Consider the following 24,244-nt stretch of genomic DNA (forward strand, 5'->3'; position numbering starts at 1 on the left):
TCAGTTGATTCCCAGCCGTTCCATGCGGTAGCGCATCGAGCGGAAGGTGATGCCCAGCAGCTTGGCGGCCGCAGTGCGGTTGAAACGCGTCTTCTCCAGCGCCTCGAGGATCGCTTCTTTCTCCACCCTGTCGAGGTAGTCCTGCAGCGGGTACTTGCCCCCGGCGGCAGCGGCGGGCGCCACGTCCGGAACTTCCGGCGGCGTAAGCTGCAGGTCATCGATCCCGATCACGCCGTCCGCGGACAGCGCGAGCGCCCGTTCCAGCACGTTCTCCAGCTCGCGCACGTTGCCGGGAAAGTCGTACCGGCTCAGCGCTTCCATAGCCTCGGGCGTGACTTCCGGCTTTTTCGTTCCGGCCGAGGCTGCAAGCTTCTCCAGAATGGCGTTGACGAACGAGGGGATGTCCTCCCGCCGTTCGCGCAGGGCCGGCATGCGCAGCTCGATGACGTTGAGGCGGTAGTACAGGTCGTGGCGGAACTTGCCGGCTTCGACCTGTTCGCCCAGCTTCTGGTGGGTTGCGCTGATGATGCGCACGTCGACCGGCTCTTCCTGCGTGGAGCCCACCTTGCGCACCTTCTTTTCCTGGATCGCCCGCAGCAGCTTTACCTGCATCGCCAGCGGCAGATCGGCCACTTCGTCCAGGAACAGGGTCCCGCCGTTGGCCGCCTGGAAGAAACCGTCGCGGTCTGCGTCGGCACCGGTGAACGCCCCCTTGCGATAGCCGAAAAATTCCGACTCCATGAGATTCTCCGGAATCGCCCCGCAGTTCACGGGAACAAAAGGCTTGTCGCGGCGCACGCTCTTGGCATGGATCAGCCGTGCCGCCAGTTCCTTGCCGCTGCCGGATTCGCCGCTGACGTGAACCGGCGCTTCCGAGCGCGCGAGCTTCTCGATCAGATCGCGTACTTGCTGCATGGCGGGCGAATCGCCGATCAGGGCCTGTGCCCCTGCGGGCTTCGCGGCCGCCCCGCCCTGCGGCAGGGACAGTGCCGACTTCACCAGGGTGCGCAACTGCTCCAGTGACACCGGCTTGGCCAGATAGTCGAAGGCGCCCGCCTTGAGCGCGGCCACGGCGTTCTCGGTATTGCCGTGAGCCGTGATCACCGCGACCGGAAGATCGCGATCGTTCTCGGCGATGAAGCGCAGCAGTTCGAGCCCGTCACCGTCCGGCAGGCGCATGTCCGTCAGGCACAGATCGAACGACCCCTCCTGCACCTTCCTCATCGCCTCCTTCAGGGTGGAAGCCCGTTCCACGTCGAGCCCCATCTTCAGAAGCGTCAACTCTAGAAGCTCGAGGATGTCCTCCTCGTCGTCGACAATCAGCACCGAACGCCGATTGGCCGCGCCGGCTTGCTCTTTGCGTCTCACGCTACACCGCTCCTTTGCAGACGATGCTGAACTGCGCGCCCTGCGCCCGCTCGACGTAGTCCAGCGTGGCGCCGTTCGCCTCGCAAATTTCGCGGGCGATGTACAGACCCAGGCCCGTGCCGCTCGAAGCCGTCGTGAAGAATGGCTCGAACAGGTGGCCTCGCAGCGCCTCGGCCACCCCCGGACCGTCGTCGATCACGCTCAATTCTATGGTACCGGTCCGTGGCCCGGTGCGCACGCGCAGGGTCAGACTCCCCTGGCGTTTCTGGCAGTAGCGCAGCGCGTTGCGGCACAGGTTCCACATCACCTGGTTCAGGTGGCTGCGATCGAAGGTAACCACCGGCTCGATCTCGGAGTCGAGCCTGATGACGTTGGACTCCACCTTCTCGATCTCGCAGAACTGATCGACGAATGTCTCGAGATACTCCACCAGGTCGAAAGTCTCGCGCAGCGCCTGGTCGCGGCGATTGAGCTTGAGGATGTCCTGGACCATCCGGTCGAGCCGCATGGCGTTGTCGTGGATGATCTGCAGCAGCCTCGCCTGGGGGGCGCGCCCGCCGTCTTCGAGCAGAAGCTCGGTCGCATGATTGATGGCCGAGAGGGGATTGCGGATCTCGTGCGCGATGTTGGCGGTCAGTCGCCCGAGCGAAGCCAGCTTCAACTGCTGGGCCTGTTGCTGGATGCGCGACAGGTCCTCCAGAAAGATGACCACGCCGACATTGCGAGCAACGCCCACGCCCACGAAGCGGGCGGCGATGGATTGCTGGCCGACCACCGTGCGCAGCGGATCGAACCGGGCACCCGGGTCGCGCCGCCACTGTTCCAAGCGCGCCGCCAGCGCGGGCGCGTAGTCGTGCAGACGGACCTCGCGGCCCGACAGAGAAATCGGGCCGAGAATGGCTTCGGCCCGGGAATTGATCTGGCGGATGACCCCGCGCTCGTCCACCACCACCACGCCGTCCTGCATGTCCTGGATGATGAGGCGGTTGACCTGCGCGAGGTTGGCCAGATCCACTTCGCGCTGCGCGGCGATGGCTTCGATCGCGACGGCGCGCTTGGCCAGCACGTGCGCCAGCCAGGCGGTCGCGAAGAATCCCGCCGAGAGCAGGCCCGCCTGAAGGAACAGGGCCGTGCTCCCGGTACCGAGGATGACCTGATAGGACTGCTCGCCCAGCACGCCGAGCGAGGCCACCGCCGCGAAGAACAGGGTGATCGTGCCGCGGCTCATCAGGCCCGCCGCCGCGAGCGACGGCAGCAGGAGCAGCCCGAGCCCGCTCGAGATGCCGGCGCTCGCGTACATCATGACCACCACCGCAGCCACGTCGATCGCGACGTAGGCCGCCAGTTGCACGTTGAAGGGGATACGCCGCGGGAGGATCGCGGCGAAGGCCAGCAGATTGATCGCGATGTAGGCGATGTTGACGACCAGGAATGCCTGCCGGTTGTAGGACCCGAAAGGAATATCGGTGTCCAGGAGGATCAGCGCGCCGAGCAAGACGAAGGCGACGGCGACGCGGTAGATATTGAAGTAGAGCAGCGAGCGCCAGAACGCGTCGCCGTGCTCGGCACCGGAGGTCGATTGCCGCTCCAAGGCCGTCGGACCGCTTCGGATCGCGGTCACGACGCGCTCAGCGACCGGATTGGCCCCTGTCGGCAAGCCTCAAGTGCTCCTGGCTGCAGAAGAACTCTCCGCGCGAGGTAATGCTCTCGCTGCGCGGCAGGTGCACGCCGCAGATCTTGCAACGGACCATGTCTTCGGCTCGTTTGGCGCCGGGCGTCTCGGATGGCGCCGCGCGCGCGGCGCGACGGATGGAACGAAAGATCAGATACAGGACGATGAAGAGCGCGATGAGAAGAAGGAACTTGGCCAAGCTCTTCACCCGAGATCGGTTGGTCGGGGTGACTGGATTCGAACCAGCGACACCTGCGTCCCGAACGCAGTACTCTACCAGGCTGAGCTACACCCCGACAGATTCGTAGTCCCGGAATTCTAGTAGGCGCGGTCGACCGCAAAGGCCGCCAATTCTAGCAAACAATCCCTGTACTTTGAATTCTCGAGGACCCGCAGCGACTGCTCGGCCAGGACTGCTTCGCTCTTCGCGCGGCCGCGCGCGTATTCCAGCGCGCCGCACGCCCGAATCGCGGCGAGCACCGGCGCAAAGTCGGAAAGTCCGCCCTCCACGACCGCGCGGCGGATCAGCGCGCGCTGCGCTTCGGTTCCGTTGTGCATGGCGTAGATCAGCGGCAGCGTGGCCTTTCCCTCCGCGAGATCGTCGCCCAGGTTCTTGCCGGTGTCGGCCAGATCGCCCGAATAGTCGAGGACGTCGTCGACCAGTTGAAACGCCGTGCCCAGATGCATGCCGTAGCGCCCGAGCGCGTCCTCGATGTAACGCGGCGCACCGGCGAGGATTGCGCCAAGACGCCCGGCCGCCTCGAACAGCTTGGCGGTCTTGGAGCGAATCACGCGCAGGTACTCCGTCTCGGTCACGTCGGCGTTGTGCACATGGAGCAGCTGCAGGACCTCGCCTTCGGCAATGGTGTTGGTCGCATCGGCCAGCACTTCCATGACGCGCATGTTCTGCACTTCCACCATCATCTGGAAGGAACGCGAATAGAGGAAGTCCCCGACGAGCACCGAAGCCGGGTTGCCGAAGGTGGCGTTGGCCGTGGCACGCCCCCGTCTGAGGGCCGAATCGTCCACAACGTCGTCGTGCAGCAGGGTCGCCGTATGAATGAACTCCACGACCGCGGCGAGTTGATGCTGCGCCTCTCCGCGGAAACCGCAGGCGCGCGCGGAAAGGATCACGAGCGCCGGGCGCAGGCGTTTGCCGCCGCTGCCGACGATGTACTCGGCGACCTGGCGCACCAGGGTCACGTCGGAGTGCAGCCGCTTGCGAACGACCGCGTCGACCGTCTCCATGTCCTCGGCGATCAGCCGGGTGATGATCTCTGGCGTCACGTGGGGCGTGCGGAGAAAAGGCGCGATGGTAGAAATCGGGGTGATGCAGGTCAAGGATAACGCCGGCCTGCGCCCACTGCGCATGATACCGCCGTGGCTTGCGTAAGCCATTCTTTTTATGTAGTATGCGCCGCTTTCCCGAGAGTCTCTCTGGAGCTCCTCCATGTACGCAGTCATCAAGTCCGGCGGCAAGCAATACCGCGTCTCGTCGGGCGAAAAGCTCAAGGTGGAACAGATGCCCGCCGACGTCGGCAGCCAGGTCGTGATCGACCAAGTGCTGATGCTGGCCGACGGCGACAGAATTTCGATCGGCACCCCGTTCGTTGCGGGCGCCACCGTCCAGGCCACGGTGGTCTCACACGGCCGGGGCGAGAAAGTGCGCTACGTCAAGCTGCGGCGGCGCAAGAATTCCAAGCGCCAGGGGGCTCACCGGCAGAATTACACCGAGATCCGGATCGACAAGATCTCGGCTTAGGGTCGAAGGAGAAGCCACATGGCACACAAAAAAGCAGGCGGAAGCTCGCGCAACGGGCGCGACTCTCAGTCCAAGCGCCTGGGGGTCAAGCGCTTCGGCGGCCAGCTGGTGTCGGCCGGCAGCATTCTCGTGCGCCAGCGCGGCACGCAGGTTCACCCGGGCGTCAACGTCGGCATGGGCAAGGATCACACGCTCTATGCCAAGGCCAACGGACGGGTGCAGTTCACGGTGCGGGGTCCGCACAACAAGAAGACCGTCGACGTCGTCCCGGCCTGAGGCCGCCAGACAATACGCCGAAGCCCTGTCGGAGACGACAGGGCTTTTTTGTCTCCGGCATCGCCATGCACTGCGTAGACGGTTGGCCTGCGACGCAACGAGCCGCCGCGCGTTGTGTTGGGCAAGGCTGACGGCAGCGGATCGACAACCGTAGACTGTTCTTCCCATGAAATTCGTCGACGAAGCGATCATCGAAGTCCATGCCGGCAAAGGCGGGGACGGCATCGTCGCGTTTCGTCGCGAGAAGTACATCCCGCGCGGCGGCCCCAGCGGCGGTGACGGCGGACGCGGCGGCAGCGTCTATGTCGTGGCCGATCGCAACATCAATACGCTGATCGAGTACCGCTTCGCGCGAATCCATCGCGCAAAGGACGGCGAAAACGGCCAGGGCAAGGACTGCTATGGAAAGTCGGCCGAGGACATTTACCTGCGCGTGCCGGTCGGTACGGTCCTCAGCGATCCGGATAGCGGGCAGGTCCTCGCCGATCTGGCGCGCGACGGACAGGTGGCCCTGGTCGCAAAGGGCGGCGCCGGGGGGCTGGGCAACATCCACTTCAAGTCCAGCACCAATCGAACGCCAAGGCAGTGCACGCCCGGAGAACCGGGCGAGAGCCGCCGGCTGAAGCTCGAATTGAAGGTACTGGCCGACGTCGGACTGCTCGGGCTCCCCAACGCCGGCAAGTCGACCTTCATCCGGGCAGTGTCGGCGGCCAGGCCCAAGGTCGCCGATTATCCGTTCACCACGCTGCAACCCAATCTGGGTGTGGTCCGGGTCGATGAAACCCGCAGTTTCGTCGTGGCGGACATCCCGGGGCTCATCGAAGGCGCTGCGCAAGGTGCCGGACTCGGTCACCAGTTTCTCCGTCACCTGCAGCGCACCCGCCTGCTGCTGCATCTGGTGGATATCGCTCCGTACGACACCACGAGCGACCCGGTACACGACGCGGCAGCGATCGTGGAAGAGCTGCGCAAGTACGATGAGCAGCTGTATCGCAAGCCGCGCTGGCTCGTGTTGAACAAGATAGACCTGCTCCCGGAAGCGCAACGTCAGGCCCGCTGCCAGGCGTTCGTCGAAGCCTACGGCCGCGCGGTCGACAGGCCGCAACGCACTTTCGCCATCTCCGCGCTGACCGGCGCCGGCTGCCGTGATTTGGTCCGCGCCGTCATGGAACATCTCGAGGCAACCGGCGAAGACACAGGTTTCGCCGATCCATCGCCGCGGGCCGCCCAGCCGCTATGAGATCCGTGGCAGCCGAAGCGCGGCGCTTCGTGATCAAGGTCGGCAGCAGCCTGGTCACCAACAGCGGTCAGGGCCTGGATCACGCGGCGCTTGCGCGCTGGGCCGAAGAGATCGCCGCGCTCAAGAGCGCACAGCGCCAGGTCGTGCTGGTGTCCAGCGGCGCGGTGGCCGAAGGCATGCAGCGGCTGGGGTGGACCCGAAGGCCGCGCGCGGTACACGATCTGCAGGCCGCGGCCGCCGTCGGACAGATGGGTCTGGTGGAGGCCTATGAATCCTGTTTCCGCCGCTTCGGCCTGCACACCGCACAGATCCTCCTCACCCATGAGGACCTCGCGGACCGCAAGCGCTATCTGAACGCGCGCACCACGATCCGCACCCTGCTCGACCTAAACGTCATCCCGGTCATCAACGAGAACGATACGGTCGCCACCGACGAAATACGCTTCGGGGACAACGACACGCTGGGAGCCCTGGTGACCAACCTGATCGAGGCCGACGTGCTGATCATCCTGACCGACCAGCCGGGTCTCTACACTAGAGACCCGCGCCGCCATCCGGATGCGGAGCTGGTGCGTCAAGCCATCGCCGGAGATCCGGCCCTGGAAAAGATGGCCGGCGGCGTGGGCAGTTACCTCGGCAGCGGAGGCATGCTGACCAAGATCCTGGCCGCCAAGCGGGCGGCGCGCAGCGGGGCGCACACGATCATCGCCTCCGGGCGCGAAGACAAGGTCCTCACGCGGCTTGCCGCCGGCGAGATGATCGGCACGGAGCTTCGGGCCCAGACCATGACGCTGGCCGCACGCAAGCAGTGGCTCGCCGATCACCTGCAGGTCCGCGGCAGGCTCAAGCTCGACGAGGGCGCGGTCAAAGCCCTGAAAGTCGACGGCAAAAGCCTTCTGCCGATCGGCGTGTTCGAGGTCTCGGGGGATTTCGAGCGGGGCGAAGCAGTCAGTTGCCTCGACCCCAGCGGGGTGGAAATCGCCCGCGGGCTGATCAACTACAGCGCCGCGGAGACCCGCAAGATCCTGCGCACGCCCACGCAGCAGATCGAAGCCAAGCTCGGCTACATCGACGAGCCCGAACTCATCCACCGGGACAACTTAGTGCTGCTCTGACGGTCGGAGCAGCGATCAGTTGCGGCAGAGGCTCACGTTTTCGCGCGAGCGACAACGTTACGCCGGAATCTAGCGACCAGGCTATTTCCTCTCGTCCAGCGGCCCGGCCTGATACTGCCGCTTGATCGACGCGACGACTTCCTGCGCAGTCCGGCGCGGCAGGCCGTCCGGGCAGAAGTAGTCCCGGTACAGCGCATAGCGGAAATCATCCGCCTTCTGCCGGGCGACGCGCCGCCAGCCGGCCTCTCGGGCCGATGCCCAGGTGCCATCGCGCCGTCCGTACGCATAGGCCTTCCACTCGCGCTCCTCGCAGCGGATACCTTCGTAGGAAACGTTTTCGACTCCCGCGGGCGTGCGCACGACTACGGTGTAACGCACGACCCCGTCCTTGCCGATGGAAATCGAGCGGGTGTCGACGAGATGAACGTCGTCGGTGGGCCCGGAAATCTCGAATGGCAGCAGATTCGCTTTCTCGGGATAGGCGGGAATCGTGACCTGGTCTTCCTTCCACGCCCCCGCGGGCGCGAAGATCTGGCCGCCGGGGTCGATGGTGTTGTTGCGATCGCGCGGCGCTTCGTACTTTGCCCCCGCGCAGCCCCCGAGCGTGCCGGCGATGGCAACGACCGCTACCCAGCGCTCAGCGCGGCGCATAGACGTGGGCACGCGTCAGTGGATAGGGCAGCGTGCCGTCCGGCAACGGCTTGGCGCCGAGGATCTGGAAGATCGAGATCCAGCCACGATCGAAGGCGTGCGCGGAACCCGCCATATAGATGCGCCAGGTACGAAAGCGCTTTTCGCCGACGATCTGCCGCGCGCGCTCGGCATTGGCTTCGAGCCGGCTCACCCAATGCCAGAGGGTCTTCGCGTAGTGGGGCCGCAGGCACTCGGCGTCCCACGGCTCCAGTCGCTGCGCCGCCATCTCGCGGACGACGCGCGACACATGCACCAGCTCGCCGCCGGGGAAGACGTACTGGTCCACGAACTCGCCGATGCCGCTGGCGAGTTCCCCGTCTTCGAGGGAGTTGGTCGTGATGCCGTGGTTCATCACCAGGCCGCCGGGCCTGAGCAGCCGGTGGATCTTGGCGAAGTACGCCGCAAGGTTGCGCTTGCCCACGTGCTCGAACATGCCGACGCTCGCGATCTTGTCGAACGGGGCGTCTTCCGGTACATCGCGGTAGTCCATCAGCCGCACTTCACAGCGCCCTTCCAGGCCGAGCGCCTCGATGCGCTCCTTCACGTAGGCGTGCTGCTCGTCAGAAAGCGTGATGCCGAGCGAGCGCACGCCGTAGTTGCGCGTTGCCCAGAGGATCAGCGCGCCCCAACCGCAGCCGATGTCGAGAAAAGACTCGCCTGTTTTCAGCGTCAGCTTGCGGCAGATGTGATCGAGCTTCTGCTCCTGCGCGAGATCCAGGGAGTCGTCCTCCTCCTTGAAGTAGGCGCAGGAGTAGACCCGGTTGCGGTCCAGCCACAGGCCGTAGAACTCGTTGCCCACGTCGTAGTGATGCTGGATCGATTTGCGGTCTGCCGGCCGGGTGTGACGCCACCATTTCCAGACCTTGGAGCGCTTGCGATATACCGTGGCGTCGCTGGCGAAGAGCTTTTCTCCGAGGCGAACGGTGTCGCGCGCATTGCCTTCGAGGTCGATGTCGCCTTCGACGTACGCCTTGGCGATCTTGCCGAGGCTGGGATTGACGAGCGCAAGCATGGCCTGCGGCGAGCGCAGGATCATGCATACCTTCGCGTCCTGCGCGCCGATGGTGCGGCCGTTCCAGAGTTTCACGCAGACCGGCAGGCTCAGTGCGGTCAGCCGGCTTTCGAGCTGTCCGATGAGGGTGGCTTCGAGCATTGATAAATTGGGCCCAAAAAAACGGCCGCCCTGACAGGCGGCCGCCTTATTGTACGTTCGGAAAGGCCCGCTCGCAGCGGCAGGACTACAACTTCAGATCGTTGATCAGCGACTGCCGCACGCCCTCGGGCACGCGGTCGACGGAAAACGTGTAGTTCGGGTGATCGACCCCGACCGCAAGGCTCTTGCCCTGGCGCAGCGCGTCCTTCATCGCGTCGGTCAGCTCGAAGCGCAGGAAATGCACCGAAGCGGTCTTTTGCTCGTTCTCGCGTTCCAGATCTTCGTCGGCGATCGCGTAGACCCTGGGCTGGCCCTCCACTCGCACCCAGACGCGGTCCTCGATGCCCTTCAGCCTGGCAAGCGCGCGGCGTCGTTCGTCCACGTCGGGATACTCGAGCATCATGGTGGCCTTCCAGTTGCTCCCGTCGGGCACCAGCGGATTGTAGGCCTCCAGTTCCTCCTGGATGCCTTCCTCCTCGAAGATGCGCTCGGCGCGCAGCATCTCCTGAATTTGGTAGCGCATCGTCAGCTCGTCCTCGAACAGCAGGGTCAGATGCTCGCCGAGCTGCACCTTGCGGTTCTGCTTGTGCGCCATGACGCGCGCGCGAAAGTCCTTGCGCGCCTTGGCGTATTGTTCGAGCGACATCAGGCTCTCGCGGGTAATCGTTCCCATCTGCTTGCGGCTCCTGCCGTCTTTCACAATCCGTACGCCATGCGGATCAGAGTGATCGGATGGCGCTTCTGTCCGCCCTGCGCCCCCGCCTCGCGCACGCCCTGTTCGATATGCCGGGCGGCGATGGCGCAATCGGAGCTGATGTAGTCCGGCTGCGGCTGCGCCATCTGGCGAAAGACCGGACGGCCGATCTTCATCGATTCGGCGAAGTACTCCTTCTTCACGCCCCAGGTGCCGTCGTGACCGGAGCAGCGTTCGACCGTGTTGACAGTCGTGCCGGGCACCATCTCCAGCATCTCGCGCGTCTTCTGTCCCATGTTCTGGACCCGCAAGTGACAGGCAACGTGGTACGACACCTTGCCGAGCGGCTGCCTGAAGTCGGTCTTCAGCAGCCCGTCGCGGTGGCGCAGCACCAGATATTCGAACGGGTCGAACATGGCGTCGGCCACCAGCTTTACCTCCTCTTCGTCGGGAAACATCAGCGGCAGCTCCTGCTTGAACATCAGCGTACAGGAGGGCACCGCCGTGAGGATGGCGTAACCTTCACGGGCCAGCCTTGCGAGCACCGGAATGTTCTTCGCCTTGAGCTTCGCCACAGCGTCCAGATCGCCAAGCTCCAGCTTGGGCATGCCGCAGCAGGACTCCTTCTCCACGACGATCGCCGGGATCTCGTTGTGCTCGAGCACTCTGAGGAGGTCGTGCCCGATCCCCGGCTCGTTGTAGTTGACGTAGCAGGTGGAAAAGAGCGCGACCTTGCCGGGGGTGTTCTTCCCCACCCTGACCGGAAACGTGTCGACCGGCTTCGCCCGGCTGCGGAACCGGGCACTGGTGTACTCGGGCAGCACGCGGTCCTTGTGGATGCCCAGCGTGGACTCCATGATCTTGCGGGCCGCCGGAGCCTTGTTCACCGCGTTCACCATCTGCACCACCACCGGGATCGAGGCCAGCTTGCCCACCGCGTCGGTGCTCGTGAGAAGCCGGTCCCTGAACTTCGTCTCGCCCTTCCTGTACTTCACCGCCTTCGCGCGCAACATCAGGTGCGGAAAGTCGACGTTCCACGGGTGCGGCGGCACGTACGGACACTTGGTCATGTAGCACATGTCGCACAGGTAGCACTTGTCGACGACCTTCCAGTAGTCCTTGCGTTCCACCCCGTCGAGCTCACCGGTCTTTCCCTCGTCGATCAAATCGAACAGCGAGGGAAAGGCCGTGCAAAGGTTCACGCAGCGCCGGCAGCCATGACAGATGTCGAAAACGCGGTGCAGCTCGCCGAACAGCTTCGTCTCGTCGTAGAAGTCGGCGGACTTCCAATCGATCGGATGGCGGGTGGGTGCCTCGAGGGAGCCTTCGCGCATGAGAGCCGAGATTAAGGATAAGGGATCGCAGGGACGCGAAGGCGGGGGCTGAACTTCAGCCTTCCGCCTTCACCCTTGGGCCTCGAAGCTCAGTCTACGAGCGCGTCCAGCGCCTTCTGGAAGCGGTTGGCGTGGGAGCGCTCGGCTTTGGCCAACGTCTCGAACCAGTCGGCGATCTCGTCGAAACCTTCCTCGCGTGCCGCCTTCGCCATGCCCGGATACATGTCGGTGTACTCGTGCGTCTCGCCCGCGATGGCGGCCTTCAGGTTTTCGCGGGTGCGCCCGATCGGCAGCCCGGTGGCCGGGTCACCCACCTGCTCGAGGTATTCGAGATGGCCGTGTGCGTGGCCGGTCTCGCCTTCCGCAGTGGAGCGGAAGATCGCCGCCACGTCGTTCTGGCCTTCGACGTCGGCCTTCGCCGCGAAGTACAGATAGCGGCGGTTCGCCTGCGACTCGCCCGCGAAGGCGTACTTCAGATTGCTTTCGGTCTTCGAACCTTTCAGGGATTTCATTTCGGCAACCTCCTTGGAAGATCTTGTTCATCGCTCAACACGCAGCGGACTCGTGGCCGTGCCCGACGCGACAATTAGACTAACTCTAATTTGTGAACCAAGTGTAGGCGCTGCCTCGTGCGCTGTCAAACCAGCGGTTCGGCGGCCAGCAATACCAAGACAAAACTCCCTTAAAACCAATGCCTTGTTGACCGTCTGAGGAGGGTCTCCGGCGCCATGCCACTGCAGGCCGGGCCAAGCGATCCTGCGAACCGACCGCAAGGTACGGCCTTCTTGCCGGGTGCGAGGGAAATCCTCCGGAGACTCCCCTGCACGCCGTCATTGTCGACGGAAAGCCTCCCGTGGTGTCCTTCTTCGCTGCGGGCCCCGCGCAGCACTTCGGGTGCGGCTCCGGTCGCGCGCCCGATCCGATCAATTGTCCGTGCGTCGGCACGCCACCGGATGCATCGCGCTGCGCCTCGAGGATCGCGCTCGTGCACGCGCCGCAGCCGCTACGGCATACGTGTGCATACACCGGCGTCATGATCGCCTTCGCGCCCGAAGTTCGTTCGTTGGCGCGGGTCTCTGGAACTCCGCCCGGAAAGCGTTTACGCTTGCGCCCGGATCGACCGGTTCTTACTCCAACAACGACTCAGCAATGCTCACAAGAACCAGCCTCGCACTGGCCATCGAGCAGGACGAACTGAAGGGCTTTGCCCGCACGATCGCCGAGATCGAGTGGCTGTTGCTCATTCTCGTCCTGCTCTACCTGCTGGCTGGCGGCCCCAAGGAGGAGGGACGCATCGCGATCCACATGGGGCTGTTCTTTCTCGGCGCCTTCATTCTCGCGCTTCACTACGTGCAGTTCTATCGCCGGGAGTCCCGCGCCAAACTCGCCGTGGAAACTTGGGTGATGATCGTGTTCATCACTTGGGTGGTGACTTATTCGGGGCGCATCGAAAGCCCGTTGCTCAACCTCTACCTGCTGCCGATCATCGCCAGCAGCCTGATCCTCGGCAAGCTGATGACGGCCATCGCGGTTGCCGCGATCGCCCTGTGCTACATGGCCCTCGCCTACGATCCGCAGCGCGCGGATTTCTCCGCACTGACCTACTGGGGCTCGTTGCTCGCCCTGGTCGCGCCGGTCATCCTGGTCGCCTACATCACGACCATGCTCGCGGCGGACATCCGCTATGCCGTCGACAAGATCAAGCAGGTGTCCGACACCGACGACCTGACAGGCCTGTACAACATGCGCGCCTTCTCCTCGATCCTGCAGCGCACCTTCAAGCAATCGGTGCGGCACGGACACCCGCTGTCGGTGGTGATGATCGATTCCGACAACCTCAAGGCCATCAACGACGCGCACGGCCACGAAACCGGAAACCGCCTGCTGCAACACCTGGTGCGCTGCATTCGCGACGAGCTGCGCGGTTCGGACGTGATGGCGCGCTTCGGCGGGGACGAGTTCGTGATCCTGCTGCCGGAAACCAACCGGCATGGTGCCCAGGAGATGGCCGAACGCATCCGCAAGTCGATCGAGTCGTCGCGCTTCGACGTCCGGGGGGGCGACACCAACGTCACCGTCAGCATCGGCATCGCCAGTTACCCGGAAGACGGCGGCAATCTCGAAGTGATTCTCGACAAGGCGGACAAGGCGATGTATCGCGCCAAGCAGCGCGGCCGCAACCAGGTCGCCCTGTACGCGACCGAAGAAATCAGCTAGAACCAGCGACGGGTGACGGGCAAGAACGAAACACCGACTCGATTCCTTGTTCGGCCTCTCACTCCTCACTTGTTCCTCGCCGCTGTCTCTGGTCACCCTTCACTGTCTCTGGTCACGCGTCCCCGCGTCACGCGCCCGGCCCGGAAGTAGCTCGCGTTGCGGTAGAAGTCCTCCGTTTCGTTCGCCGGCCACCATCCCGGCACGCCCAGTACGGGAAGCGGGCTGAACGCGCGGCCATCCCGCAGGTTGGCCGCCCCCCACAGGTGCAACCCCGCGATCCGATCGATTTCCTTGCGCAGGGCCTCGTTCTGCAGCGCGATGACCCGCTGAGAAACCAGGAACAGCAGCGCCTTGCCGGTCATCCCCACGAAGGGCCTGAGCGCCTTTTCGTAGAGCGCATGGCCGAACAGCACGAAGCGCATGCGCTCGATCACCGCGGGCCTGCGCGCCCAGAACAGCTCGCGCCAGCGAAAGCCGCGCAGCAGCTCCAGCAACTCGCCGTCGCTCGACAACACCACCATGCCCTCTTCGTCGAACAGCGTCAGCGCATCCTCTTCCCGGCTGCGCACCGGGCCCTCCCGCGCCGCCATGGCCTGGTAGTGGCGCGCGTTTAGCGCCGCCTTGGCGGTGGGAAACGTCATCCACACCAGCGCGTTGAACAGGTCATGCCAGCTGAAGCGGCGCACCGGCACTTCGGCGCGCAAAAACGCGCTCGGCTCGAACCGCTCCTCGAACCGGCGCGGCTTGCCGCGCTGCTCGACAAAGCGGATGCGCACGCCATTGGCGTTGACGATCCGCCGGCCGCTCTCGTCCGCCATCGCGTCGAGCACGGCCGTGTCCGGCCAGCCGATCTTTGGCAGCCGCGCGCCGACGTCTCGCAGCGGCGCGAACATCGGCGAGCGGGTCAACCAGTCGACGTTCCAGAAATCGGCCATGAGGTCCCGGATCCAAACCTTAACGCAGCGCGCTCTGCGGTGTCGATGCGGCTTTTCCTTTAGCATTGGCGCCCTTCGAGAGCAACAGGAACCGAGGCGGTGACGGAGAGGATCGATTGCGCGGTGATCGGAGCGGGCGTGATCGGCCTCGCGGTCGCGCGCGAACTGGCGCTTGCCGGACGGGAGGTCGTGGTCCTGGAAGCCGAGGCGCATATCGGCGAGCACACCAGTTCGCGCAACTCCGAAGTCATCCACGCCGGGATCTACTACCCGCAGGGCTCGCTGAAAGCGAAGCTCTGCGTGGAAGGCAAGCGGCTGCTCTACGCCTACTGCCGCGAGCACGGCATCCCGCACGCCAATCTGGGGAAGGTGATCGTGGCTTGCGACGAATCCGAGATCGATATCGTGCGAGGCTACATCGACAAGGCGCGCGCCAACGGGGTGGACGACCTGCGCTGGCTGGACAAGGCCGAGCTGTCTCGCCTGGAGCCCGCCGTGCGTGGCGTGGGCGGCGTGTGGTCGCCCTCGACGGGGATCATCGACAGCCACGCCTTGATGCTTGCGCTGCAGGGCGAAGCGGAGAACCACGGCGCGGTGGTGGCCTTTCGCAGCCCGGTCCACTCCGGGCGGGTGACCGCCGAGGGCATCGTCCTGGAAGTCGGCGGCGCCGAGCCGATGAGGATCTGCTGCAACATGGTCGTAAACTGCGCCGGACTGTTCGCCCCTCGCGTCGCGCGCTCCATCCAGGGGATGCCCTCCGGCAAGGTACCGCGGGAGTATTTCGCCAAGGCGCACTACTACACGCTGTCAGGCCCCTCGCCGTTCAATCATCTCGTCTACCCGGTGGCTCACACGGCCTTTCTGGGCGTGCACGTCACGCTCGATCTCGGCGGGCAGGCACGCTTCGGACCGGACCTCGAATGGATCGAAGGCGTCGACTATCGCTTCGATCACGCGCGTGCGCCGCTCTTCTACCGCGCCATTCGTCATTACTACCCCGACCTGAAGGAAGGTCAGCTCCAGCCCGGCTATACCGGCATCCGCCCGAAGATCTCGGGTCCCAACGACCCGGCGGCCGACTTCATGATCCAGGGACCGCGCGAACACGGCGTGTCCGGAGCGGTGAACCTGTTCGGGATCGAATCCCCGGGCCTGACCGCCTCGCTCGCCATCGCGCGCCGAGTCCGCGCGCTGCTCGATGCGGGTTAGCGCCACAATGACCCAGCGGGGTACGCAGGCACAGGCGCATGGGAACGATGGATAGGCTGGAGCCGATCGAGAAAGCGAGCCGCGACGAGCTGCACGCGCTACAGCTCGAGCGGCTGAAGCACACGCTGGTGCATGCCTACGAGCACGTGCCACATTATCGCCGGGCATTCGATGCGATAGGCGCGCATCCCGGAGACCTGCGCGAGCTCTGCGACCTGGCGAAGTTCCCCTTTACCACGAAGGCGGACCTGCGCACCAACTATCCTTTCGGGATGTTTGCCGTGCCGATGGAAAGAATCGTGCGCCTCCACGCCTCCAGCGGCACCACCGGCAAGCCGACCGTGGTCGGCTACACGCGGGAAGACATCGACACCTGGGCCGGCCTCATGGCGCGCTCGATCCGCGCGGCAGGCGGACGATCCATCGACAAGATCCACGTCGCCTATGGCTACGGGCTGTTCACCGGCGGGCTGGGCGCGCACTACGGAGGAGAGGCACTGGGCGCCACCGTGATTCCGGTCAGCGGCGGCATGACCGAACGGCAGGTTCAGCTCATCCGCGATCTCGAACCCGACATCATCATGTGCACACCCTCCTACATGCTGGTGATCGCCGACGAGTTCGTCCGCCAGGGATGCGATCCGGCGAAGTCGTCGCTTCGCGCCGGAATCTTCGGCGCCGAGCCCTGGAGCGAGAGCATGCGCAGGGCGATCGAGCAGCGCATGGGGCTCGACGCGCTCGACATCTACGGACTTTCGGAGGTGATCGGGCCTGGCGTTGCCCAGGAATGCCTCGAAACCAAGGACGGGCTCACGATCTGGGAGGATCACTTTTATCCCGAGATCGTCGATCCGCAGACCGGCGCCGTGTTGCCCGACGGGCAGACCGGCGAGCTGGTACTGACTTCGCTCACCAAGATCGGCATGCCGGTCATCCGCTACCGCACGCGGGATCTGACCTGCCTGCTGCCGGGCAGCGCGCGCACCATGCGGCGCCTGGCGCGCATCACCGGCCGTACCGACGACATGCTGATCATCCGCGGCGTGAACGTCTTCCCGTCGCAGATCGAAGAACTTCTCCTCGAGCAGGAAAAGCTCTCGCCGCACTATGTCCTCGAGGTGCGCCGAGACGGTCATCTGGACGAGCTGGATGTGGTGGTGGAACGCAGGGCGGAGATCCCCGGCCCGCTCGCGCTCGCCGCACGCAGCGCCCTCGAGCAGGATGTCCAGCGGCTGATCAAGGGCTACATCGGCGTCACTGCCACCGTCCGGGTCGTCGAGCCCGGCACCGTTGCCCGCTCTCAGGGCAAGGCGGTTCGCGTCATCGACAAGCGCCCCAAGACCTGAAGATGACGCTCTCACCGCGGAAGACGCGGCGGACGCAGAGTTCAAGCAAAGGAAGTGACAGTGATTTGGATGAATGCGAGACTCGGCTGCGCCGATTGAAGGCCCTGGAAGCGAACCACCAAAGAGGCTTGTACCATCAAGCGATGCGTCCGAGTCGCCGTGAATCCACTCTCGCGCTGTTTCCTCTCCAGGGCCTGTGCGTCTCGGCGTTGAGGTCTTGATGCGGGTCTTGAGGCGACACCGAAGATGAGCGACTGGCGAGCCGAGATACCGACAAACACGGGGGACTTCGAGCAGGACTGCGAGCGCTATGCGAGGTTCTGGCGGCGGACGGCCGAAGCGCTCGCGCGCCTGCCGGTCAGGCCAGCGCGCCGCGCGCAGGAAGCCGAAGCTGCGGAAGAACTGAAGCGAGCCGCGCGGGAAGCGCGCAAGCGGTTCGCGCTCGCGCATGCCCGCACAATCTACGACCGGCTGACGGACGGGCGGTCGCGCTTCGTGCGCGTTCAGCGGCTGGTCTACGACGCGGCCGCGCTGGTGCCCGGTCTGGTCCCGGCCCGGGAAGAAGTCGAGAAGGAGTCCGCGCTGCCCCTGCGCGACAAGGAAGGACACGAGATCGACCAGGGCATCCTCGTATGGGCCATCCTCGCGGATCCGGTGGCCGGGCGGCACCTGTGCCACGCGATGCTGCTTCCGCGCCCCGAGGCGCTAGAGCGCCTGTCCGAGCTGCGCAAGACGGGGCGGATCGATCTCGGGCCGGCGCAAGTGCGGCGCGAAGGCAAGGCGTCCGTCGTCACGCTCAAGAACCCGCGCTACCTGAACGCGGAAGACAACACCACGATCGATCACACCGAGATCGCGGTGGATCTCGCGATTCTGGACCCGGCTACCGAGATCGCGGTGCTGCGCGGCGATGTGGTGCAGACAGGCAAATACCAGGATCGGCGCGTGCTGGGCAGCGGCATCAACCTTACGCACCTGTACCGCGGCAGGATTCCGTACATCTGGTACCTGCAGCGCGAGCTGGGTTTCGTGCACAAATTCTTCCGCGGCCTCGCGCGACCGGAGGTCGCGCCCGACGACGTAACCGGGGAGACCATCGACAAGCCGTGGATGGCGGTCGTCGAAGGCTTCGCGATCGGCGGGCATTGCCAGTACCTGCTCACCATGGATTACGTCCTGGCGGCGGACGATGCCTACATGACGCTGCCGGCGCGCAAGGAGGGGATCATTCCCGGCGCAGCGAACCTGCGGCTGGCGCGCTTCACCGGCGACCGGATCGCGCGCGAAGCGATCCTGTATCAGCGCCGGATCGATTGCGCGAGCCCGCAGGGGCGGCTGGTCTGCGACGAGGTCGTGCCGCAGTCGGAGATCGATGCCGCGATCGCACGGGTCGTCGACAACTTCACCCACTCCGGCATGGTCAGCGCGGCGGCCAACCGCCGAGCGTTCCGCGTCGCGCAGGAACCGCTGGACCTCTTTCGCAATTACTGCGCGGTCTACGCCTTGGAGCAGGCCTATTGCCACTTCAGCCCGGCGCTCATCGACAACCTCGAGCGCTACTGGGACGCGCAGAACCGCAAACCTTGATCAGATCGACATCAACACCCAACGCAGAGGAAATAAGCGAAACGACGTCCGACCAGGAAATAAGGTCATGTGGTCGGGTTCAGATACGTTCATGTCGCCGGCGACGCAGGTTATTCCCGGGTTTCATAGAGCACGGCACCGATGCCCCCGGGAAGCAGGCGCTCGAACAGCGGGGCCGGCAGGGGGATCTTGCGTGCGAAATCCAGCGACTTGAATGGATCATCCGAGAACGGGCAGCAATAGACCAGATACATCTTCCTCGGATTTGCGCGATACGATGCCACGATCCGCTCCAACACCCGGTGGAACACCGGTCCGGAGAACGGGCGATAGAAAAACAGCACGCACTTATCGGGCGGGATCTCGAACTCGCGGGCGTCGATGCAGACCGATTGGATGTCACGACAGCGTTGCGCCGGATCCCGGTAGATCTCGATGTTGCGCGTGGCGATCTCGTGCAGCTCGCGCGCGAACTCGACGCCGATGATGCGCCGGAACGGCAGCCGCGAAGCCGCTAGCAACACTCTACCCTTGCCGGAGCCGAAATCCACGAATATGTACTCGTCCAGCTCGCGGGGCAGCTTGCGGAATATGCGCTGGAGTAACCGAACCGGTGTGGGGTCGTAATAGACGCAATCGGCGATGTTCCCGCCACCGACCGAAAGATCGGTCAGCAACGTGAGGCCACAGGTGTCAACCCCGTACGTGCGGTCGAAGCGCCGATCGCCGGCAATCTGCAGGCGCAAGCGCATGGCTTCGCGCGCCGTTTTCAGAGCGCCCAAGGCGCCCTGTTTGCGCCACTCCTCCCGGAAAGTACGAAAATCCGCCAGCCCCTTGAACAAACGCATCCTCTTACCCCGTCGCGACGAGGCGGCACACGTCACTCGCATTCAAGCGCCAACTTAGCCGCCCGAGAAGTATAGGCCGGATATGCGCCCTGTGCTTCGTCCCCGATGGCTCCGGCTGGTGCGGTACGCGCCGGCAACGCTGCCGCGGCACGGACACACGAACCACCCTGCCAGCACCGCTTCGCTTCTCCAGATACGTCTGGCACGCTTCTTCCGTCGCAAACCAATCCAGAAACTCGTTCCACGATCCGGCGGTACTTTTGCCCGCTACCGGGCCTGCCTTCGCCTCTTCCACCCGGCTACTTTGGCCAAAGTGGAGCAAAGCGAATAGCCCTTACGGATGTACAACTTAGTTAGCGCTAGGTGTGAAGCGTCAAGAGGTTGTTTCTGGACTGAGCCAGGCGACTGATTGGTGCGAGGCCCCCGATATGCCTTGGTGAGGGCGATGCCAGTTGTAGTGATGAGTCCAGCGCTCGAGCATGGCGGCGCGCTCGGTGGAATGGTTGTAGACGATTCCGTAGGCCCACTCGCGCAGTGCGGACTGGATGAAGCGCTCGGCCTTGCCGTTGGTCTGGGGTCGGTACGGGCGGGTGAAGCTGTGCGCAAGCCCCAAGCGCCGGCAGGCGCGGGCGAAGGCCTTGGAGCGAAACGCCGAGCCGTTATCGGTGAGCACGCGCTTGACGCGCACCCCGAGGCGGGCGAAGTAGCCCACGGTGTTGTTCAGGAACTGCACGGCGCTGCCCTTGCGCTCGTCGAGGTACAGGTCGGTGAAGCCGATCCTTGCCCGGTCGTCGATCGCCACGAACAGGAACTCCCAGCCGGCTCCGTCGACCGAGTCGCGCCGATCGCCAGTGATGCGATGGCCGATGCGCTCGATGCGCCCGAGCTTCTTGGTGTCGATATGCACGAGGTCCCCGCGGTGGGCATGCTCGTAGCGCACCACCGGCTCGGCGGGCTCGAGGTCGCAAAGCCGCGACAGCCCGGCGCGGGCCAGCACCCGGCCCACGGTGCTCTTGGACACCCCGAGGCTCGCAGCAATGCGCCCCTGGATCAGGCGCCGGCGGCGCAGCTCCACGATCGCCAGCGCCACCGCCGGGGCGATTGCCCGGGGACTGCGCTCGGGGCGCGAGCAGCGTTCGGCCAGGTAGCGGCCGAGCCACTTACGCGCGGCGGGCACGCTCACGTTGTGCGCGGCCGCGGCCGCGCACAACGTGTGTCCTCGTTCCAGAATATCCATCACCAGCTCCAGTCGACGGGCGAAGGTGAGTCGGGCATTCTTGTGGGTGTTCATTCGGCTGAGCTCCTGAAAGATGCGGCACGGTTCGCACCTCCCAGTCTCTCAGACTCAGTCCGAATGAACAGAAACAACCTATTGGGCCATCACAGCTAGGCCGCGGACTTTGCATCAGCACCGCCGCGCGCGACCGTGGTTCGTGCCCCGGGGGGTCGTGTTGACCGGTGTCCCGTCACTGCTGCGTAAGGGAGGAGGTGTTCGTTGCCGGGGTGTCTTGGGCAGGTCCATCTGGCGACCCTCTTCCGCGAAGTGGCAGAGAAGCTGGGAGTGATAGCCGCCGAGACAGTTGCGTTGAGGCCAGAAGATCTCGCCGCAGTCCAGCGGCAGGTGCCCGCTCGGGTGCTGCACTGATTCGCGCGGGTCGACCAGCTCGATATGTATTGGTCGCAGGCCGGCAGGATTCGGCGGAAGCAGCCGATCTCACTGGGCCGCGGGGATCCGACCCGGCGCTGCAACGGCGAGCTTGCGGTTGCGCCTTGCCTCGTTCACCAGCGGCGGACACACGTTCGCATCGTTGTGGATGACCTGGCAGTCGAGGCAGTAGAAGCACTCGTCCATGTTGATCGCGCCGCTCGGTTCGATGGCCTGGATCGGGCAGCGCCTTGCGCACAGCTGGCAGGGATTGCCGCATTCCGGACGCCGCTCCAGTATCCTGAACCGGCGCAGCCGCAGCCGGCCGCCGATCGCCAACGCCGCGCCCAGCGGGCAGAGAAACCGGCAAAACGCCCGTTCGATGAACAGGCCGGCGGCGAGAAGCATCAACGCGTACACCACGTATGGCCAGGCGCGATCCATTGCGAGCGAGATGACGGTCTTGAACGGCTCGATCTCGGCGGCGAGCGCCATCGTCTGCAGTCCGTGCAGAGCGGCGAGGGCCAGGACAGCGAGCGACACGTACTTCAAGCGCCATAACCTGCGGTGAGCGCGGTACGACGGCGACCACTGGGGCAAGCGGACGAGGCGGGCGAGCTTGGCCAGCAGCTCCTGGAGCGCCCCGAACGGGCACAGCCAGCCGCAGAACACGCCACGGCCCCAAATGACGAAGCTCACCACCACGAACGCCAGCAACACGCACAGCAACGGGTCGGCGAGGAGCACGGCCAGGCCGTTGCCGTCGATGAGTCCGTGCAACCACGCAAAAACGTTGATGATGCTCAGCTGCGCCCCCGCGATCCAGCCGATCCAAACCAGCGTGAAGAGCAGGAAGCCGATGCGCAGCGCCTGATACAGACGCGCGTGGCGCGTCAGCCTGTGCAGCGCGATCAGCAGGACGGTGAGCACCAGCAGGCCAAAGCCGAGCACGACGATGTGGTGCGCCTGCGCGCGCCAGCTCTCTTGCCAAGGCGCAGCGAGCGGCGCCTGGGAGGACGGCCCGGCCGGGGGCAGTACGAAGCGCGAGGGCAGGCTGTAGCCGATCTTGAACTCCCGCGTTTGCACGCCAGAACCGGGGCCGCCGACCGTTATTACCAACTGCCACGGCGCGAGCACATCGATCCCGCTCTCGGCCGGTATGCGAAACAGGCCGATCTCATCGAACTTCGGCGCCCCTTTGGCCGAGACGAACGGGAAATATACGTAGAGCTTTGGCGCACGCTGCAGCACGAATGTGCGTCCACCCTGCTCGATCCGGACCCGATCGAAGGTGCCCGTGTCGAACACCTTGGTGCCGACGAAGGACCAGGGTCCCTTCCCCATGAGCAGCACGATCAGGTCCTGCGGGCTATGCACCGCCACGTGCTCGCCGTAGCGCATGGGGCCGAGAAGATTGCGACCGATCGAGGGGGGATTGACCACGGCCACATGAAGATCGAGCGCGACATCTTCGCCACCTGTGCCCGCCTCGCCGCCATCGTGAATCCGGATGCGCTCTACCGCGCCCGCCGCGATGAGCTCCGACCAGGTCAAGGGTTCGAAACTCGCGATATCGACCATGGCGGTGGACACGGCGCCAGCCGCAAGCCCGCGAGAGCGGGCCACCAGGCGGGCGCTCTGAACAATGGCATTGTTGAAAGCCCGCGCACTCACCGTCGCCGAGCTGATGCCGTCGATACCGCCCGGCGTGCCCTGGCCGGAGAGCGAAATCGAACCGCCCGGGTCAAGACCGGCGTACTGCTCGACGAAATGCGCAAGCCGCGCACCCACGGAGCTGTAGTCGGTGATGATCGGCTCAGCATGTTCTACGAGGACGACGCCGACGATCTTCCCCTGCAGATCCAGTCCGACCACGAAGTTGAACGGTGCACCGGAGAAGCCGACGACATCTGTCAGTTCATCGGTAGAGAACAGATAGCCGATGAGAGCCCCGGTGCGGTAAACAGGAACCGCTGGCGGCTCTCCAGACCGCGGGCCGGTATAGATCGCCTCGGGGAACAGGCGATCAAGTGTGTCTTTCTTCAACCAGTCGGGCTGCTGCGCCGCGCGCACGGATCCGGAAACACCGAGCGCGAGACTTACCAGGAAGACGAACGCGATGGTACAAGACAGAGACAGCGCCACCGGGCTAGGACGCGCGCAAGGCCGAGATGTCCCCGTCTGGATCCCAAGACCGGACCAGACCTTGCATCGGCTGGGACTCACACGATGCATGGCTGCGGGTGCCTCGCCCCCTTGTGCGACCACCGGATAGGCACGATTCGTCCTGGTCTCATGACAACTGCGTGCTAGCCAACGAGGTGGGCACGAAGCGCGTCGGTGGCACGGACGTCGAATGTGGGCCCGGAGGCCGTCACGAGCAAGGCCGCGAGACCGCGCGCCTGGGCCAATGCGTATCCTCGCTCCGGTCCGAGGACGAGCAGTGCGGTGGCCCATGCGTCGGCTTCCATGGCCGTATCGGCGACCACGCTCACCGCCATGGGTGCATGTTCGACCGGCCGCCCCGTCGCAGGATCGATGCAGTGCGAATAGTGCCGCCCTTCCTCCTCGAAGAAGTCTTTGGTGGTGCCGGAGGTGGCAATCGCCCGGTTCTCGAGGACGACGATCTCTCCGAGGACGCGTCGACCCTGCACCGGGCGCTCGATGCCGACCCTCCAGGGTCTTCCCGCCGCCGTGGTGCCCCTGGCCCGCAGTTCTCCGCCGATTTCCACCAGGTAGTCGCCAAACCCCTGCCGATCCAGGATCATGGCCACCCGATCGACACCGTACCCCTTGGCAATTGCGCTCAAGTCGACCTGGGTGCGACTGTGTCTCTTTCGGATCGCGCCGGCGGATGGGTCGATTTGCACGTGCTGGTAGCCCACGCTCTCCAGAACCTGCTCGATGGCCGCGTCATGCGGAACTCGCCGGGTACGGTACTGCGGACCGAATCCCCAGAGATCGACCAACGGTCCGACGGTGACATCGAACGCACCTTCAGTCGCGGTGCTGATCCGCGATGCGCTGTCGAGCACCTCGAGCAGGCCCCGCGACGCAGGCGCCCAACGGAGATCCTGTCGGCTGTTGAATTGCGACAGCTCCGACCGAGGATCGTAGGTAGACATCGCCCGATTGATCGCGGCCAGCTCA

General features: G+C 65.0%; 21 protein-coding genes, 1 tRNA gene and 2 pseudogenes. 8 read left to right on the plus strand and 16 right to left on the minus strand.

The annotated features are described in order from the left end of the window. The 5 genes from VNM24_01835 to VNM24_01855 form a co-directional block, all read right to left on the minus strand. A complete protein-coding gene (locus tag VNM24_01835; GenBank protein HWQ37341.1) occupies positions 1-1,368 on the minus strand; it encodes a sigma-54 dependent transcriptional regulator in 1,368 nt (455 codons plus the stop codon). A 1-nt stretch (position 1,369) separates the two neighbouring features. Next, entirely contained in the window at positions 1,370-2,989 is a 1,620-nt protein-coding gene (locus VNM24_01840; protein ID HWQ37342.1) for a PAS domain-containing sensor histidine kinase, read from the minus strand. A gap of 7 nt (positions 2,990-2,996) precedes the next feature. Further along, complete coding sequence (locus tag VNM24_01845) at positions 2,997-3,239, minus strand: PP0621 family protein (protein ID HWQ37343.1); 243 nt, start codon at positions 3,237-3,239, stop codon at positions 2,997-2,999. Between the two features lie 20 nt (positions 3,240-3,259). Continuing rightward, positions 3,260-3,336: transfer RNA gene (locus VNM24_01850), tRNA-Pro, on the minus strand. 22 nt (positions 3,337-3,358) lie between these two features. Next, positions 3,359-4,288, minus strand: a complete 930-nt coding sequence (locus VNM24_01855) for a polyprenyl synthetase family protein (protein HWQ37344.1) — start codon at positions 4,286-4,288, stop codon at positions 3,359-3,361. Between the two features lie 202 nt (positions 4,289-4,490). On the opposite strand from VNM24_01855, the gene rplU reads away from it, so the two are divergent. The 4 genes from rplU to proB all read left to right on the plus strand — a co-directional run bounded on the left by rplU (position 4,491) and on the right by proB (position 7,433). Continuing rightward, a complete protein-coding gene (gene rplU / locus VNM24_01860; GenBank protein ID HWQ37345.1) occupies positions 4,491-4,802 on the plus strand; it encodes a 50S ribosomal protein L21 in 312 nt (103 codons plus the stop codon). 18 nt (positions 4,803-4,820) lie between these two features. Beyond that, complete coding sequence (gene rpmA, locus VNM24_01865) at positions 4,821-5,078, plus strand: 50S ribosomal protein L27 (protein ID HWQ37346.1); 258 nt, start codon at positions 4,821-4,823, stop codon at positions 5,076-5,078. Positions 5,079-5,244: 166 nt separating this feature from the next. Further along, the gene (gene obgE / locus VNM24_01870; protein HWQ37347.1) at positions 5,245-6,318 is read left to right on the plus strand and encodes a GTPase ObgE; all 1,074 of its coding nucleotides are present in this window, start codon (positions 5,245-5,247) and stop codon (positions 6,316-6,318) included. Then, entirely contained in the window at positions 6,315-7,433 is a 1,119-nt protein-coding gene (proB, locus tag VNM24_01875; GenBank protein ID HWQ37348.1) for a glutamate 5-kinase, read from the plus strand. The genes obgE and proB overlap by 4 nt, the downstream gene beginning before the upstream one ends. Positions 7,434-7,514: 81 nt before the next feature. On the opposite strand, the gene VNM24_01880 is transcribed toward proB, so the two are convergent. The 5 genes from VNM24_01880 to VNM24_01900 form a co-directional block, all read right to left on the minus strand. Further along, on the minus strand, positions 7,515-8,084 hold the full coding sequence (locus VNM24_01880; protein HWQ37349.1) for a CNP1-like family protein: 570 nt from the start codon (positions 8,082-8,084) through the stop codon (positions 7,515-7,517). Further along, positions 8,071-9,279, minus strand: coding sequence for a cyclopropane-fatty-acyl-phospholipid synthase family protein (locus VNM24_01885; GenBank protein ID HWQ37350.1), 1,209 nt, complete (start codon positions 9,277-9,279; stop codon positions 8,071-8,073). Before VNM24_01885 ends, VNM24_01880 begins: the two co-directional genes overlap by 14 nt. A gap of 85 nt (positions 9,280-9,364) precedes the next feature. Further along, on the minus strand, positions 9,365-9,952 hold the full coding sequence (locus VNM24_01890; protein ID HWQ37351.1) for a DUF3501 family protein: 588 nt from the start codon (positions 9,950-9,952) through the stop codon (positions 9,365-9,367). A 23-nt stretch (positions 9,953-9,975) separates the two neighbouring features. Next, the gene (locus tag VNM24_01895) at positions 9,976-11,307 is read right to left on the minus strand and encodes a heterodisulfide reductase-related iron-sulfur binding cluster (protein ID HWQ37352.1); all 1,332 of its coding nucleotides are present in this window, start codon (positions 11,305-11,307) and stop codon (positions 9,976-9,978) included. A gap of 89 nt (positions 11,308-11,396) precedes the next feature. Continuing rightward, positions 11,397-11,819 carry a rubrerythrin family protein gene (locus VNM24_01900; protein ID HWQ37353.1) on the minus strand — a complete coding sequence of 141 codons (423 nt, stop codon included), beginning with the start codon at positions 11,817-11,819 and terminating at the stop codon, positions 11,397-11,399. A 637-nt stretch (positions 11,820-12,456) separates the two neighbouring features. On the opposite strand from VNM24_01900, the gene VNM24_01905 reads away from it, so the two are divergent. After that, the gene (locus tag VNM24_01905) at positions 12,457-13,524 is read left to right on the plus strand and encodes a GGDEF domain-containing protein (protein ID HWQ37354.1); all 1,068 of its coding nucleotides are present in this window, start codon (positions 12,457-12,459) and stop codon (positions 13,522-13,524) included. 92 nt (positions 13,525-13,616) lie between these two features. On the opposite strand, the gene VNM24_01910 is transcribed toward VNM24_01905, so the two are convergent. Beyond that, positions 13,617-14,459 carry a DUF3025 domain-containing protein gene (locus VNM24_01910; protein ID HWQ37355.1) on the minus strand — a complete coding sequence of 281 codons (843 nt, stop codon included), beginning with the start codon at positions 14,457-14,459 and terminating at the stop codon, positions 13,617-13,619. 99 nt (positions 14,460-14,558) lie between these two features. On the opposite strand from VNM24_01910, the gene VNM24_01915 reads away from it, so the two are divergent. The 3 genes from VNM24_01915 (at position 14,559) to VNM24_01925 (ending at position 18,601) form a co-directional block, all read left to right on the plus strand. Beyond that, entirely contained in the window at positions 14,559-15,668 is a 1,110-nt protein-coding gene (locus VNM24_01915; protein HWQ37356.1) for an NAD(P)/FAD-dependent oxidoreductase, read from the plus strand. A gap of 47 nt (positions 15,669-15,715) precedes the next feature. After that, positions 15,716-17,014 carry a phenylacetate--CoA ligase PaaK gene (paaK, locus tag VNM24_01920; protein ID HWQ37357.1) on the plus strand — a complete coding sequence of 433 codons (1,299 nt, stop codon included), beginning with the start codon at positions 15,716-15,718 and terminating at the stop codon, positions 17,012-17,014. 246 nt (positions 17,015-17,260) lie between these two features. Then, entirely contained in the window at positions 17,261-18,601 is a 1,341-nt protein-coding gene (locus VNM24_01925; GenBank protein HWQ37358.1) for an enoyl-CoA hydratase/isomerase family protein, read from the plus strand. A 110-nt stretch (positions 18,602-18,711) separates the two neighbouring features. Here the strand turns inward: VNM24_01925 and VNM24_01930 are convergent, their stop codons facing one another. The 5 genes and pseudogenes from VNM24_01930 to VNM24_01950 form a co-directional block, all read right to left on the minus strand. Beyond that, entirely contained in the window at positions 18,712-19,449 is a 738-nt protein-coding gene (locus VNM24_01930; GenBank protein ID HWQ37359.1) for a hypothetical protein, read from the minus strand. A 108-nt stretch (positions 19,450-19,557) separates the two neighbouring features. Beyond that, a pseudogene (locus VNM24_01935) lies at positions 19,558-19,744 on the minus strand (IS1595 family transposase). A gap of 64 nt (positions 19,745-19,808) precedes the next feature. After that, positions 19,809-20,740: pseudogene (locus tag VNM24_01940) on the minus strand (IS481 family transposase). Between the two features lie 423 nt (positions 20,741-21,163). Then, positions 21,164-23,167 (minus strand): 4Fe-4S binding protein, encoded by a 2,004-nt coding sequence (locus VNM24_01945; GenBank protein HWQ37360.1) that lies wholly within the window; start codon positions 23,165-23,167, stop codon positions 21,164-21,166. Between the two features lie 236 nt (positions 23,168-23,403). Then, positions 23,404-24,244 (minus strand): FAD:protein FMN transferase (locus VNM24_01950; GenBank protein HWQ37361.1); only part of this gene is annotated, 841 nt, incomplete at its 5' end.

The sequence above is a fragment of the Burkholderiales bacterium genome (assembly GCA_035560005.1).
In the GTDB taxonomy this organism is placed as follows: domain Bacteria; phylum Pseudomonadota; class Gammaproteobacteria; order Burkholderiales; family Eutrophovitaceae; genus DASRFY01.

Coding starts and splice junctions, on each gene's coding strand:
- VNM24_01855 (HWQ37344.1), bottom strand. CDS start 4,288: ATGGAGACGGTCGACGCGGTCGTTCGCAAGCGGCTGCACTCCGACGTG.
- rplU (HWQ37345.1), top strand. CDS start 4,491: ATGTACGCAGTCATCAAGTCCGGCGGCAAGCAATACCGCGTCTCGTCG.
- rpmA (HWQ37346.1), top strand. CDS start 4,821: ATGGCACACAAAAAAGCAGGCGGAAGCTCGCGCAACGGGCGCGACTCT.
- obgE (HWQ37347.1), top strand. CDS start 5,245: ATGAAATTCGTCGACGAAGCGATCATCGAAGTCCATGCCGGCAAAGGC.
- proB (HWQ37348.1), top strand. CDS start 6,315: ATGAGATCCGTGGCAGCCGAAGCGCGGCGCTTCGTGATCAAGGTCGGC.
- VNM24_01880 (HWQ37349.1), bottom strand. CDS start 8,084: ATGCGCCGCGCTGAGCGCTGGGTAGCGGTCGTTGCCATCGCCGGCACG.
- VNM24_01885 (HWQ37350.1), bottom strand. CDS start 9,279: ATGCTCGAAGCCACCCTCATCGGACAGCTCGAAAGCCGGCTGACCGCA.
- VNM24_01890 (HWQ37351.1), bottom strand. CDS start 9,952: ATGGGAACGATTACCCGCGAGAGCCTGATGTCGCTCGAACAATACGCC.
- VNM24_01895 (HWQ37352.1), bottom strand. CDS start 11,307: ATGCGCGAAGGCTCCCTCGAGGCACCCACCCGCCATCCGATCGATTGG.
- VNM24_01900 (HWQ37353.1), bottom strand. CDS start 11,819: ATGAAATCCCTGAAAGGTTCGAAGACCGAAAGCAATCTGAAGTACGCC.
- VNM24_01905 (HWQ37354.1), top strand. CDS start 12,457: ATGCTCACAAGAACCAGCCTCGCACTGGCCATCGAGCAGGACGAACTG.
- VNM24_01910 (HWQ37355.1), bottom strand. CDS start 14,459: ATGGCCGATTTCTGGAACGTCGACTGGTTGACCCGCTCGCCGATGTTC.
- paaK (HWQ37357.1), top strand. CDS start 15,716: ATGGATAGGCTGGAGCCGATCGAGAAAGCGAGCCGCGACGAGCTGCAC.
- VNM24_01925 (HWQ37358.1), top strand. CDS start 17,261: ATGAGCGACTGGCGAGCCGAGATACCGACAAACACGGGGGACTTCGAG.
- VNM24_01930 (HWQ37359.1), bottom strand. CDS start 19,449: ATGCGTTTGTTCAAGGGGCTGGCGGATTTTCGTACTTTCCGGGAGGAG.